Source organism: Paenibacillus sp. sgz302164, from assembly GCF_056120505.1.
Genome location: NZ_JBVYOL010000004.1, coordinates 353,409 through 368,070 on the forward strand (window position 1 = coordinate 353,409; position 14,662 = coordinate 368,070).

Here is a 14,662-nt window from a genome sequence, read left to right on the forward strand (position 1 = left end):
GGCCGTTTTTTTACAATTCGTTCATGAAGCAAGCCTGCCGCCATCCGGCAAATGCCGCATAAAGAGATAAGCGATCGGTCACTTCCTGTCATTTCCCGCCGGCGGCCTCCCGCCTATAATTTGAACTAGCAATTGATCAACCACATAATGAGGAGGAGTTCAAATGAGTGTCGGCATCATTGCCATGCGCGTTATGCGGGTATGGCTTGCTGCAATCATCGTTTTTGTCACGATTGTCCCCGGTATGAACACATATGCCGCCGGGCCTGTTTCTGCATCCCCGCCCGATCTTGAAGGGCATTGGGCTAAGGAAACGATGGAGCGCTGGCTGCGAAGCGACCTGCTTCAAGGTTATCCGGACGGCAAGGCGGAGCCGGACCGGACAGTCACCCGCGCAGAATGGATGGCGCTTGCCAACCGTGCGTTCGGCTTCAGCGCAGCGGGCGAGATCGGCTTCCCGGACATCGCGGCGCCCGACTGGGCTTACCCGGAGGTGCAAAAAGCGGTGAAGGCAGGTTACGTGACCGGCTATGAGGACGGCACGATTCGCGTTGACGGCAGCGTCAGCCGCGAGGAAGCGGCGGTTATGCTCGCGCGGATGTTGAATCTGAACGTGAACGCGGCCGCAGGCGGCGCGGACAAGTTCATAGATGCGAAGAAGATCGCGGGCTGGAGCCAGCCGTCGGTTGCGGCGCTCGCTGCAAGCAAGCTGATTGCCGGTTATGCCGACGGCAGCTTCAAGCCGCAGGCGAAGCTGACCCGCGCAGAGGCGGTCATGCTGCTGGATGCAGCGATGGCAGCCGCCAAACCGACGGACAAGCCGGCCCAAACTGTGTACGACCAACCGGGCGTATACGGGGATGCCGATCGGGTCACGGTCGTCAGTGGCGACGTGACAGTTCGATCGGCAGGCGTTACGCTGCGCAATATGCGGATCACCGGGAAATTGATTCTTGCCGGGGAGATCGGCGAAGGCGACGTCCATATGAGCCGGCTGACCGTTCAGGGCGATACGATCGTGTTGGGCGGCGGCGCGAACAGCGTTCATTTCGCGGACTGCACGCTCGCGAAGCTGATCGTTCGCAAAGGCAAGGGCAGCGTGCGAGTTGTCGTTGAAGGATCGACAGGCGTGGCGAACGCCAGCGTCGAATCCCCGGCCACGCTGGAGGAAGCTGCGAACTTGACCGGCAGCGGGTTCGCGGGCGTAAGCATCGGCATCGGCGGGCAAGTGGCCGAAGACGCGGCTGTGAAGCTGATCGGGCGATTCGATAGCGTATCCGTTGCTGCGGCGCATATTTCCGTTCAATTGGCGAACGGATCGGCAGCCCGGCTCACGGTCGAGAAGCAAGCGGAGGGGGTTACGCTGACGGTGGCGGCTGACGCCAGCATCGCCAAGCTGATCCTCGACTCGCTGGCGAAGGTGCTTGGCCAAGGCTCCATCGACGAAGCGACGTTAAGCGAGCTTGCGAAGAACACGACGTTCGAGAAGCAGCCGCGCAAAGTGACCGGAGGCTCCGGCAGCGGCAATGGCGGCGGGAGCAGCACCGGCAACGGTGGTAATGGTGGTAATGGTGGCAATGGAGGCGACAACGGAGGTAACGGCAACGGCGGTAATGGCAATGGCGGGAACAACGGCGGCAATCCGCCGACAGATCCTGCTCCCGCGCTTGTGTTTCCGGTCATGAGCGATACGCATGTCGGCATCGAGGATGTTTCCCAGGACGCGGCGGCCAAATTCAAGCAAGCGCTGGAAGTGTACAACACGCTCGCCCAATATGATGCCGTCGTCGTTAACGGCGATTTCGTGGACAGCGGGAAAGTGGAGCAGTACGACGAGGCCATGGCCATTCTGGAAGCCAATAAAGAAAAAGCGGCCAAGTCGATCCTCGTTCCCGGTAACCATGAATATTACGCCAGCAAAGAATTCGGCGGCGACAAGTATAAAGCGGCGGAACGGTTTTATGACAAAACCGGCATGAATACAGCCGGATACAACGTGGAAGCCGTAGATCGCAATACCGAAAACGCGGGCGTATTTTTCGATACTTGGGTTAAAGGCTACCATTTCATCGTGATGGATCATGACCGCAGCACCATGTCCGACGCCAAGTACAAGTGGCTGGAGGAGAAAATCGGCACGGATGAGCAAGGGAAAGCGGCGGACCCGACCAAACCGGTGTTTGTTTTCACCCATTATCCGTATCGAAACACGACTTACGGCAGCGAAGGCGCCGGCTGGAAAAACCCGGCCGAGTACGCCAAATTCAAAACGATCATGGCGAAGCATCCGAATGCGATGATGTTTACGGGACATACGCACTATACGCTGGAGCATCCCAATACGATTAACGCAGACGACGGATTCATCCGCGTGGGCGACGGAGCGACCTCTTTCGTACAAGCGTACGGATACAGCAATGACAGCGATATTTATTTGGACAAGAAGCTATCGCAAGGATTGCTTGTCAAAGTGTACGGCGACAAGATTGTTATCGAACGAAGAGAGCTCGACCGGCAAGGCGCGATCATCGGAGAGCCTTACAAGATCGATTTGGAAAATCCGGTAGCTTCGGCCAAAGCCTATTCGGCAGATAGCCGGAATCCCGAATTCGCGGCAGGGTCCAAGCTGACGGTATCTTCCGTCACCGCAGTATCCGCCTTGCTCGAATGGCCTAAAGCTCTGGACGATACGCGCGTGGATCATTACGAAATATACGCGAACGACAAGCTGATCGGCGCGCCGTTAGTGATCTCGCCGTTCGTCGAGGCTTCCGCTCATACTTTTGCGGCTAAAGGTTTAACGCCGAATACGGAGTACAGCGTGTCGATCCGAGCCGTCGACGCCTTCGGCAAACCGTCGCAGCCGATCTCCGCAGCTTTCCGGACTGCAGCGGCTCCGGCCGGATACGATCCGCGGCAGGCGGATATTTTGGACATGGATTTCACGAACGCAGCGGGCAATATCGTGAAGGACGGCTCCATCAACGGGAACGATGCCGTTCTTGAGCACAACGCCAAGGTGTTGCAGGATGCCAAATTTGGCAAGCAAGCGCTGGTCCTTGACGGAGCGGGAAGCCGCGGGCTGCCGAGCTCGGTCGCACGGGTGAAATATAACAGCAGCCTGTTCAAGCAGGACGCGATGACGATCGAAGCGGCTTTCTATATTTCGCCGGACAGCGATTTGTCGAAGGATGAGTACCATATTCTCGGCACCTACGAGAACGGCGGCTATTATCTCTATTACTCCGCCAAAGACCAGAAGTTCGTGTTCGACACACAAAATTCGAACGATCCGGCCGAATCGGACGTCATCGCGGACGTGAAGGGAAAAGTGTTTTATCTCACCGCCGTGTATGACGGAGACGCAGCAGACGGGTATGCCGGCGGTTCCATCAAGCTGTACGTGAACGGCGTTTTGGACGGCAGCAACACAACGAGTGGTAAGCTCCCAATCAACGAAACGAACGATTTGATCCTCGGCGGCGACGTTGAAGGCTACGGCGATGTGATCCATCTGTTCGAAGGCGCGATCAACCGCGTCAAAATGTATTCGCGTGCACTGAGTGCCGAAGAAGTCGCCGAGAACTACGATCAATACCACGGAACGGTTAAAATCGTAGGCGGACACGACATCGTTCTGTTCAAGGACGAAATCGCCTGGATGGACGTCAAAGCGCCGCTCGGCGCCGAGGCGAATTGGAGCATACCGCAGAACGGCGTCATCAAGGAAGATGACGACCACGGCAGCAGGCGCGCCATCAAAGCGCTGGCTCCCGGCGTCGAGACCGTACGCGTGACCGCCGGCAACGAAAGCGACACAGCGAACGTGATCGTGGCCAACTATAACGTTAAGCTGACGCTGAACGCCGGCATCCATAATACGGCTGACCTTGCCTCCATCATGGCACCGGGCAAAACGGCCACGAATTGGAGCTCGTTGTCGCCGGAAGTGGCGACGGTTGACGCGAATGGTACAGTAACTGCAAAGATGGTCGGCAATACGGTCGTTTCCGCAACCGTCGACGGCGTGACGGTAAGGACAAGGGTGATCGTAGATCCGGATCCGGCTAAGTTCGAACCTTTGGACCCTATCGATATTACAAAAAGGCCGACAACGGCGCAAAAGGTCAGTCCGGAAAATATTGCGCCTGCGGTCGTAAACACAGTGCTGCAAAAGATCGTGAGCAAGTATGCAAAAACAGATTCCGCACTGCCGCAGGAAGTGAAGGATTATATTAACGGCACCATCCAGGCGCCGACGGATCGATCGATCCCGGCATTAAACGGGAATCTTCCCGGGGAAATCCTTCCGGTTGATGCCGCAGACGTCAAATTCAGCGTCACGGACGTGACCTATACGACATGGCTCGCTACAAATAAAGGCGTCGTGCGCATCAACCTCGGCGAAACATATTCGCGCGACGTCGTGCAATTGTTCGCGACGCACCGTTATTTGCCCGACGACGACGTTCAATTTATCGCTCCCGATAGCAATAACGGGATTTGGGCGGTAACAGTCAGTGGCGTTTCCCATATCGAGATGATCGGGATGGGCTATGAGAAAAAAGCCCAGATCATGAGCGACAATCTGGAAGCCAATAACTTGCGTCGCGGTCCGGACGGCCAAATCGCCTTGCCGTTCCTCTCCGAAGGCAGCGGCGCGCCGGGGAACCGCCGAGGGTATGAAACCGATAATGACGGGTTGTGGACGGCCGACGCCATCGCCGGCGAATTGTTCCGCACCGCAGTAGAGGAAGCGAAAAATCCGAACAGCGTTCAGGCCCAACAGGCGCGCGCAAGGGCGACAAGATCCGTGGAAGCCGATCTAATGCTTATGTACGTCACTGGACGCGCGGGGCAGATCGAAGCCAAGGTCAGAATGCTGCCGTACAGCACGATGGATGTCGGTTCGATGAGCTACTCCTATCTAAAAGCCGGGGGCCGCAAAAATAATCCGGACGATTATGTGTACTCGGGGCCGGCGGCGACTGAAAAACGGACGATCCAGGGCTTTATCAGCCGGACGATGGGTATCGACAAATCGGGCTTCGACAAGCATGACAGCTGGAACGGCATCTTTTATAAAAAAGGTTTGACGGTGGATGGCAAAAGCTATTCCTACAATACGACCGATTCGTTCGCAGACCCAACTAATACAGGGAACGATGACGTCCGGAAAAAAGGCTGGGGCGAATTCGCGGGATCGGTCGTCAATTCCGCAAGCGACATTCCCGCCAGGCTTTCCAAGCTGTTTACCGATCTCGGCGCAACCGAGAAGGACTTGTATTACAAAGGCGATACAAGCGCCGACGAAATTCTCGGGCATATGTATTTGTACAAAATCGCTTACGATACGCTCTGTACCGGACCGAATGCGGATAACGAGCTGGGCCGGCTGATCGCGAATGCGGCGGGAGAGTTCGCTCGGCATATCATCAACAACGGCTACACGATTACCGATATTACCGGGCAGCCGACCGTACATGGCAAATACACCGGCGATGTGTTCGGCCGGACCGAAGACGCCGGTGAAGATACGGCGCTGCGGGCGGCGGAGCTGATGACCATCTTCAAGACGGCGGCATACGTCTCGGGCAACGACATGTTCCTGAACGAATACCGCAAGGTGGCAAGGGATTACATTTATCCGTCCGTATTTGAAAACGTGGATGCTTATAACGACGTAGTCGCCGGCATTAAAGGAACTGGACCGCTTGCCGGGGCCGAAGCGCTTAAAGGCGTCAATATGCCTCCGCAAAACGGGGTTGCCCAAGGCTACATGCAGCGGCTCAATCAACGTTGGGCGAGCTACTATTATGCCAGCCGAAGGGATCGCGACCCGTCTCCGTTCACCTGGTACAATTATTCGGACGAACGGCAGGCGATGTTCACCTTCTACAATCTGATCGCGATTCCGGAGAAGGCGGGCGACGACGACATCGCCGTCATGATCCGCGCCGGACTCGACAACTGGTATAAGTCCAACATGCAATATGAAGATGAGCCGCTGTGGGATTACATTTACCAGCTTGCTTATCCCGACCGGCGAGTCGTCGACCTGAACAAGGCGGCATGGGTGCTGAAACGGACGCCGATCGACCGGACGGATTATTACGTCAATCTTACCGGCCGCAAAGATATTTCGTGGTTCGTGACAAAAGCGATCGTCAATGCCGACGACGGGTACAACAACAAGACTTCCGGGGGCGGATTGCTCACTGATGCCGGCGTTCCAGCGGCCAACGGGATCGTATACGACCCGGCGACGGGGCAATACGTCAAGCAGGCGGTCAAAGAAGGCGATCTGTTCGTCGTAAGAACGAGAAGACAGGAAGGCCGGCATGTGCAAACGGCGATGAAAGGCGACCCGACAAGGAAAATCGCGGTTTCCCCTGACGAACGCCCGCTCACGAGACCCGGCGACAGCATGTTCGCGATTGACGACGGCGGCAATGAAAACACCTGGGATTACGGGAACGCCTTTAATGCTCCGTATTGGATGGCGCGTTATTACGGCATGATTACCGCCGATCAATAAACGGCGATATGGATTGGGAGGAGAAAAATCGATAGCTGGAAATCGAACGCATTGAACGAAGTGGCCCGAGTTTTTTAGATCAGCCTTAGAAAAGCATCCGCCGTGAGGCGGATGCTTTAGGTTCACGAATCGAATCGATATTCTTGCGGTGTGCATCCATAGTGCTTTTAAAGATCTTGATGAAATGAGGCGGAGCCAGAAAGCCCAGCTTGGAGCTAATGTCGGAAATTTTGAGATCGGTGCTTTTGAGCAAATAGGCCGCTTTTTCCATGCCACGGAGCGCTGATACAGTTCAGCGATACTATCGGGGAACGAATAAACGGGACTTGCAGTGCCATAATTCAAATACGTCTTGAAACACTTCTTCGGCAATGTTTGTTACGGCATATTCAAGCAAGGAGAGCGAGTGAAGATCATACCCCGAGAAATCCTCTTCTAAGCGTACAAGCGCTTAACAAGAAAATTGGGGCTTATTTATATATTGAATGGAGAGATAACAAGTTGCATATGTATTCGATATCTTATGTTAATCCTAAAATTGCCACAAGTGCACTATGTACTCATCCAAACAAGAGTTAAATACGAAATGGGCCCCGGGAGTAATCTTCCTAGGGCCACTTTTATTTGATCGACACAACACTGCTCGGTAATTGAAAGTGAACTAAAGACAGGAAAGTATTGTTATATAGGCCGCTGCTTCTTTTTTAGGATCAGTCCAAAGCTTATTTTACGAGGGCCGCCGGATTGAGAACGGTGTTCCAACTTACTGCTCATCCTTTTATTTTTGAGTATCTTAGAATCCGTTTGTACATCGTTTTGTTCTTCAAAGTGTTAAAGATGCTCATATCAGGCTCTGTATTAATCTCCAAGACCCAGGGATACAATTTATAATCAATTGCTATATCAACTCCGAATGCTCGTTTACTTCTATAACTTTTACGAAGGACAGTGCTTGCATCTTTCCCTAATCTCTCAATTATTTGAATGTACTGTTTCCTTGATTCGTCATTCAGATGTGACTTGAGCAAGGTATCTATAGGTAAGGGAGTTCCACCAGAATGATAATTTGTTACTATTTTATTACGCTTCGATTGTCTTCCAATAATCCCAGTCACATCTAATATTCCTTTTTCATTCTTTTGCACCATAACTCTGATATCGAACGGACGATTATTGTGTTTTAACAATACAATTCCTTCTTGAACAATATATTTATCTCTAATTAGATTCCTTTGAATCGAATCAAATAAGACATTCAATGAGTTAAAATTACGAACATTCGATCCGGTGCGTAAAATAAAGTTATTTTTTTCCTTAGTTAATTTATATATCCCATGACCGCCTGTTCCCTCATCAGGTTTTAGGTAAACTGATCCATACAATCTCAGCATTATTTTAATGTTAGACAAAGTTGCTTTTCGAGTGTTTGGCAAGAATTTGCGTATCATTTTATATTTCTTCATGAAATTGTACTTTCCTAATTTACCCATTTTATATTTTACCTTTTTCACACGATCTTCCTCCTAAACTGATCATATTTCTCACCCAAGACCGATGCTTAAACTATTGCCGAGGTATGTCGTCTTTGTTTTTTATTGATTAAACCAGTCTTATTCAAAAGATAACGTAATACCTTCATCTGGTACATTACTCGAACTGCTTTAGGTAAACTGCAGCTTGTCTCCACAGTGATGGAGTTTGATTTTAGTAAGCGATACGCAGCGGTACGGCCAGACCCAGGTAAAGAACGTATACGAATTGAAAATTGCCTTGATTTATTAGAAATAGAACGGTTCATATGATTTGTAAGGCGTCTAATTAATGGTATTGCTTCACTATTTGGATTCGTAAGCAATGTCTGCCCTAATACGCTTGGGTCTAATTTTGAGAAACCTCTGGCTTCGTGCAGATCAACGTACCATTCAGGTTGAAATTGCTTCGCTAACCGAAATAGTGCGGCCGTTAGCGGGTGATTTGCTGCAACGTTAGGTTTACGTGGGAAAGTCCGATTCAAATCGGGAGTACCTCTGATACGTTTCTTATAGGCGATCTGATTGACGATTGGAACGATAATCAACATTCCTTTGTCGATATGGAGGATGTTCTTCCGTAGTAAATCCACCAGTTTATTAGCCGCGAGTACGTTTGCTGTTTCATCCCCATGAATCCCCGCCGTTATCATTACTGTTTTTCTCACAGTGTTCCCCTTGATAATGTAATAAGGTGTTTCGAACTTAGTCCCTTTTGCTAAAAGAAGTTTCGATATTTGCATTGCAGTAGTCACCTCCCAGTTAGTGACTAATGTACGTTCCGATCCGTCCATACGAAACGGACATTAGCACAAACAGCAAACGCTCCATTAATACAAATATCTCTTCCAGCCGCGGCAGAAAGACTTATCATGATCCGGGCAAAAATGGATTGTCGAACGACACAAACATTGTCCTTTTAAAGTCGCATAAATTGCGGCTTTTTATAACAACGCGGGATCCATATCCAGATCGTGCAAAAGAAATAGGGCTTCCTTCGCAGCAGCGAAGAAATCCGTTTGACGTGAGGAATACGAAAATTAAACATGTTGCCATAAGTTGGAATGTTTGATAACATGTTAACGATAACACATGGAATCATGGAGACTAATATGAATGTCAAGATGGCGGATGTAGCAAAAGCAGCGGGCGTTTCTCTTGCAACCGTCGGCAGGGTTCTGCACAATAACGGTTACGTGTCTGAAGAGAAACGCAAGGAGATCGAGCGGATCATCAAAGAGATGGGGTATATTCCGAACAAGATTGCACAGGGGCTGAAAAGCAGTCAAAGCAAAATCATTGGGCATTTGACGCTATTTAGCGCTAACATGCAGTTTATGGAGATCAGTTCTGCAATCAATGTTGCTGCCTCGAACAGCGGTTATCATGTGCTGACTCTTACGAGCCACAATGGCTTGGGTGAGGAAGAGCAACAGGTCAACGACTTGATCGGTCACCGTGTGGACGGAGCTATCATTACCTCGAATCGTGCCTTTTCAAAGGATTTAATCAACCGATTGATCGAAAAAAATATACCCGTTGTGATGATTGAACGGACCTATGAAATACCCTTGGTAGATCGTATTGTGGTTAATGATCGCGCCAGTTCGCAAAGCGCCGTTCGTCATATGGTGAATAAAGGACACCGACGTATCGCTTTTATCGGCGCCAAGCTGGGACATCAGGTTGAAGTGGACCGTTACCAGGGATACCTTGATGCTCTGAACGAGGCAGGAATAACGCCGCAAGAGGAGTGGATAAGGGTTAAGCCCGACTATTCTGTGGACGCCGGCCGGAAGGCAGCTAGCGATCTACTGGATGCGAAGCGTCCTCCGACGGCGATTTTTATGACCTCAGACATCTATGCCTGCGGCGTGATGCAAGTTTTGTATGAACGCGGTCTTCGCGTGCCGGACGACCTGTCGCTTATCGGATACGACAACACGCTGTCGGCCCTGCTCTCTCCGCCGATTACATCGGTCGGACTACCGTTCAAAGAAATCGGTGATCATACTATGCAACTGCTTCTACGAAGAATGGAAGACACGAAAGCCTCATCCCGCACGATCGGAATAGACCCATTTCTGATGGATCGGCATACGGTGCGGGAATGGCATGGCGACTAGTCGGGCGTACGATGCAGGAACTTTGGAATTGATTCGCCTTCGGCATTCGATTTCGGGTCTTGTTTCACCAATGTGTTAACGTTAACACATATCTCTTATGTGATGTGTTAACGATAACATAAATAACAGAGTCTTTATGAAGGTATCCCGGTTCGTTTTCCGGATTCTTTGCTATGCTCTAATCCAATTTATAACCAGAGGAGTGGAAGTACGATGACACAACCGATGCCAATGCTTACACAGATTTGCCTTGTTGTCCATGATGCGGAACAGGCAAGCGCCAATTGGGCTAAAGTGCTGGGCGTTCAACAGGCAACTGTCGAGACACTGAAGATGGAGGGAGTGCTTCACTATACGTATGGAAAACCAGTAGAATACATTGGATGCAAGGTGGCCAAGTACGAATTGGAGAATCTGATCCTGGAACTTATGCAGCCCGCCGAATCTCCGAGTCCCTGGAGAACCTTTCTCGATCAACACGGACCAGGAGTTTTCCATTTCTGCTTGTACGTGGATGACCGCAAGTCCATGTATCGGACTCTGGCCGACATCGGAGCAGAGCTCCCGTACCATATTGGCTATTTTGCCAAAGGTTCTTACAGCTACGTGGACACGAGATCTCAGCTTGGACTGGAGCTTAGCATCAACAACCGAGCCGACAATCTCGATTTGGTGCAGCGCCTTGCCCAAGGGAGGGCAAAAGCTTTAGATGAAGTAAAGGATCTTTAGATATCGAAAAGTAAAGTACATGCCCATTCAAACAACAAAGGAGAACGAAAAATGGATATTCAAACCCTTCGGGCTTTAATAAAAGAAAGGGATTCCTATAGCATTCTGGAAACGATAGATATCATAACAGGCGAACGGACTGTTTTGCGGGAGTTCGATGAGGTCATCGAGGCTCCCAACTGGACGAAAGACGGCCGATTTTTGGCGTATAACAGCAACGGCCTTATGTACACCTACGAGCTGGATACCGGAACGATAAGGCAGATCGAGACCGGATTTGCCATCGACTGCAATAATGATCATGTACTTTCTCCCGACTGCGCTCAAATCGCAATTAGCCATTTTACGGAAGAGGATGCGTTGTCCAGAATATACGTTCTTCCATTTGAGGGAGGGGTACCGGTACTGGTGACGCCGAACGGTCCAAGCTATTTGCACGGTTGGTCTCCGGACGGCTCGACTCTTGCTTACTGTGCGGAAAGAAACGGACAATATGATATTTTTACTATTCCGGCGAGCGGTGGTGAAGAGATCCAGCTTACTGACCTTCCCGGGTTGGATGACGGACCTGAATTTTCGATCTGCGGTCGCTGGATATGGTTTAATTCGACACGAAGCGGATTGATGCAGATTTGGCGCATGGGTTCTGACGGGAAAAACCCGGAGCGAATGACATTTGAAGAAGCCAATTGTTGGTTTCCGCATATGTCCCCGGATGGCGAATGGGTATCCTATCTGGTTTACCGCAAAGGTGATGTGGCTCCCGGAGAACACCCGGCTAATAAACAGGTGGAACTGCGTCTAATGCCTGCGGGCGGCGGACCGTCGCGTACGATTGCCCGACTGTTCGGCGGTCAGGGAACGATAAATGTCAATTCGTGGGCGCCGGACAGCCGTAAACTGGCTTTTGTTTCATATCGGCTGAAGCAGTAGCGTTCAAGTCCTGGAAAGAAGGGGGCGTAGTGATGACCTTTCAATCCCGGGCAGCGACTACATATATCTAGAAGGGAAGATGGGCATGGACACAGTGAAACCGGTTAAAGTTGCAGTAGTGGGCTGTGGGAGGATTAGCGAGGCGTATTTGAGTTCAATGATTAACCGCTTTCGTATATTGGATGTGGCCGGTTGTTGCGATCGCAATCCCGACAAGGTGGAACAGACCTCGAAAAAGCATACATCAGAGCGCTCTCCATGGAAGAGATACTGGAGGACGATTCGATTGAAATCGTAGTAAATCTGATCGCTCCGACTGCACATTACGGTGTCGTGAAACAATTCTATTCGACGCCAATTCCATACTCATCGTTCCGGAGAAGCCGACGCTTGTGCTGTTTGGCACCAATGGCCTCATGTACATGTCCGATCCTAACCGTTTTGGCGGTAAGGTCAAGGTTATTCTAAAGGCAACACGGAGCCCATGGTCATACAGCAATCCCATGCCTTCACCGGAGAGAGCCGAGGACTTGGCGTCGCAGAGATGGCGTGGTCTATGCGCAAAGGCAGAGTGAATCGCGCGAACAAGGAAATGGCCTATCATGCTCCGGGAATTCGAGCTGCTGCTGTTTCTTTCCAGAAATCCCAATATCGTTTTCTCCAAGGAAAGGCTCTTCGAACGAATCTGGGGATTCGATTATATTAGCGACAATACGACCGTCACGGTGTACATCAACCGAATCAGATCGAAAATCGAGAAGGATAGCAGCAATCCGGGGTGCCGGCTATCGCTTCAACAAGATCTAAGGAGGCGCTGGATGAGAATTGCCATCGTGACAGGAACGTTTCTTCCTTCGACCGATGGAATTGTTACCCGCTTAACGGCTTCCTTTTTATCGCACCAAAAGAAAAAAGGGCAGGTAACCAAAATCTCGATATTCAGTGTCCCACTGGATATCCCTACGCCGGCATTGCGAAGTAGAAGGCCCGCCCCTAAAAAGGGGCGAGGCCTTCTTTTACTGAGGCGATTTAAAAGCGTGGTGAAAAAGCAGCCGGAAAGCCGATAGGGAGTTGGAGTAGCAAGATGGAATTTATTTGATGATATTTGTTTTATGTGTAACAAAGCGGGTAACTTTATGAAATGGAGAGACATGATGAAAAGTTGCACAAATTTACAATATTTTTGAAAAGGATCTTTTAATTTTGTTTTTTTAAAATTGTTTTTTTTCTAAAAAAGGAGCCCCTTTTATAAATTAACTGAATATTTACGGATATAATCAAACATTTATGGGATATAGCCCGCTGGACATACCTTCTATAATTAAATCTAACAGATCGCTAAACAAAGTAGCAATGATCTGGAGCCGGAGAAAACAAACAAAAAAACTTTAGAGAAGAGGGTTGACGATGAAGAACAGAAAGATAAGAAAGAAAGTAACTCTTTTAAGTCTAGTTTCCCTGCTTGCCTTATTCAGCGCGGCTTGCGGAAATAAAAGTTCGGAGAGTACAAACGGAGCATCGGCGGTAGGCGATAAAGTGACGCTGACCATGATGCACCCATGGACGACGCCCAATATCGACAATGACGTGTACAAGGCAAGAATTGCCGAGTTTGAAAAAAAACATCCGAACATCGTGATCAAGACGGACGAGGTTCCTTCCGCGCAATACAAAACAAAAATCCGTACAATGGCTGCGGCAAACAATTTGGCGGACATCAACGTTGTTTGGCCAGGGGCGGATATGGATCCATTGGTAGAGGGCAAACTGCTTGAGCCGATTAACGGTCTGTTGGACAACTGGAAGTCCATTCTGCCGGAAGCGGCACTGAAAGGCTTCAATGTGAAAGGCAATCAGTATGCCGTACCGACCAAACAAACGTTTGTAGACATCGTCTATTACAACAAAGAGCTTTTGGCCAAAGTTGGCTACAATGAGTTTCCTAAAACCTACAGCGAATTTATCGATCTGGTCAAAAAGCTGAAAGACGCCGGCATTACGCCGATCTCGCTTGGCAACAAAGAGAAATGGCCGCTCCAGTCCTCCTATCTGTCGATAATCGGCGACCGCTTTACAGGCAGCGACTTTCTGCAGAAGGTTGTGAACAAGGAAGCCAAGTTTACCGATCCGGAATTCGTGAAAGCCATCAGCGTCATCGACGAACTGACCAAACTTAAAGCTTTTAATGTGGATGCCAATAATATGGACACCGTACAAGGACAGGATTATCTTATTCAAGGCAAAGCCGCTATGCACATTTCCTCTTCCACTGTTGATGCCCGAATTCGCGTGAACAACCAAGACGGCAGCAAATTCGGCATTGCCCTGTTCCCAAGCGTGGACGGCGGTAAAGGGGATCCGAAAAAAAGCGCGGGTGTCGTACAGTACGGCATCGCAATCAAGAGCGGCTTGGATGAGAAGAAGAAGGCGGCAGCCGAAGAATTCCTTAAGTATTTCGTAAGTGAAGATTTGTATAAAGCATTGATCAGCAACGGCGTCGTTGTTCCGGCGAAAGTGGAGATTCCCCAGGATGCGAACCCTTATCTGAAACAATTGCTTAAACTGACCAGCAACGGAACAGCTCCTGTATTCGACAGCATGATTCCGACCCAGGTGGTGGACGTTATTCAAAACGGCCTGCAGGCGTTGACTGTAGGACACGGTACCCCTGAACAAGTAGCAGCGGATGCGCAAAAAGCAATGGACAACATTACGAATTAATGCTCAGTTAAACAGGCTTAATCCGATGCAAAGAAAACCCGCATACCGGGTTTTCTTTGTTCAAAGTCAAAGCTGACCGAAAGGAG

At 50.2% G+C, this 14,662-nt stretch carries 9 protein-coding genes and 1 pseudogene; 7 read left to right on the forward strand and 3 right to left on the reverse strand.

Translation table 11 applies throughout. From position 1 onward, the window contains the following. Positions 1–163 precede the first annotated feature (163 nt). Positions 164–6,538: an S-layer homology domain-containing protein gene (locus tag AC0LWT_RS09555; RefSeq protein ID WP_474680993.1), complete on the forward strand. Its 6,375-nt coding sequence runs from the start codon at positions 164–166 to the stop codon at positions 6,536–6,538. 85 nt (positions 6,539–6,623) lie between these two features. Here AC0LWT_RS09555 and AC0LWT_RS09560 read toward each other — a convergent pair whose 3' ends face one another. The 3 genes from AC0LWT_RS09560 to AC0LWT_RS09570 form a co-directional block, all read right to left on the reverse strand. Beyond that, the gene (locus AC0LWT_RS09560; protein WP_474680994.1) at positions 6,624–6,809 is read right to left on the reverse strand and encodes a helix-turn-helix transcriptional regulator; all 186 of its coding nucleotides are present in this window, start codon (positions 6,807–6,809) and stop codon (positions 6,624–6,626) included. A gap of 499 nt (positions 6,810–7,308) precedes the next feature. Continuing rightward, positions 7,309–8,049: a YheC/YheD family protein gene (locus AC0LWT_RS09565; RefSeq protein WP_474680995.1), complete on the reverse strand. Its 741-nt coding sequence runs from the start codon at positions 8,047–8,049 to the stop codon at positions 7,309–7,311. 47 nt (positions 8,050–8,096) lie between these two features. Next, entirely contained in the window at positions 8,097–8,810 is a 714-nt protein-coding gene (locus tag AC0LWT_RS09570) for a deacylase (RefSeq protein WP_474680996.1), read from the reverse strand. A 369-nt stretch (positions 8,811–9,179) separates the two neighbouring features. Here AC0LWT_RS09570 and AC0LWT_RS09575 point away from each other — a divergent pair, with 369 nt between their 5' ends. The 6 genes and pseudogenes from AC0LWT_RS09575 (at position 9,180) to AC0LWT_RS09600 (ending at position 14,576) form a co-directional block, all read left to right on the forward strand. Next, the gene (locus tag AC0LWT_RS09575) at positions 9,180–10,193 is read left to right on the forward strand and encodes a LacI family DNA-binding transcriptional regulator (RefSeq protein WP_474680997.1); all 1,014 of its coding nucleotides are present in this window, start codon (positions 9,180–9,182) and stop codon (positions 10,191–10,193) included. 213 nt (positions 10,194–10,406) lie between these two features. Beyond that, positions 10,407–10,922, forward strand: a complete 516-nt coding sequence (locus AC0LWT_RS09580; protein WP_474680998.1) for a VOC family protein — start codon at positions 10,407–10,409, stop codon at positions 10,920–10,922. Between the two features lie 51 nt (positions 10,923–10,973). Next, positions 10,974–11,855 (forward strand): TolB family protein, encoded by an 882-nt coding sequence (locus AC0LWT_RS09585; RefSeq protein WP_474680999.1) that lies wholly within the window; start codon positions 10,974–10,976, stop codon positions 11,853–11,855. A gap of 602 nt (positions 11,856–12,457) precedes the next feature. Continuing rightward, positions 12,458–12,619: pseudogene (locus AC0LWT_RS09590) on the forward strand (winged helix-turn-helix domain-containing protein); the annotation flags it as partial. 54 nt (positions 12,620–12,673) lie between these two features. Then, positions 12,674–12,922, forward strand: a complete 249-nt coding sequence (locus AC0LWT_RS09595) for a hypothetical protein (protein WP_474681051.1) — start codon at positions 12,674–12,676, stop codon at positions 12,920–12,922. 340 nt (positions 12,923–13,262) lie between these two features. Further along, a complete protein-coding gene (locus tag AC0LWT_RS09600) occupies positions 13,263–14,576 on the forward strand; it encodes an extracellular solute-binding protein (protein ID WP_474681000.1) in 1,314 nt (437 codons plus the stop codon). Positions 14,577–14,662: the final 86 nt, after the last annotated feature.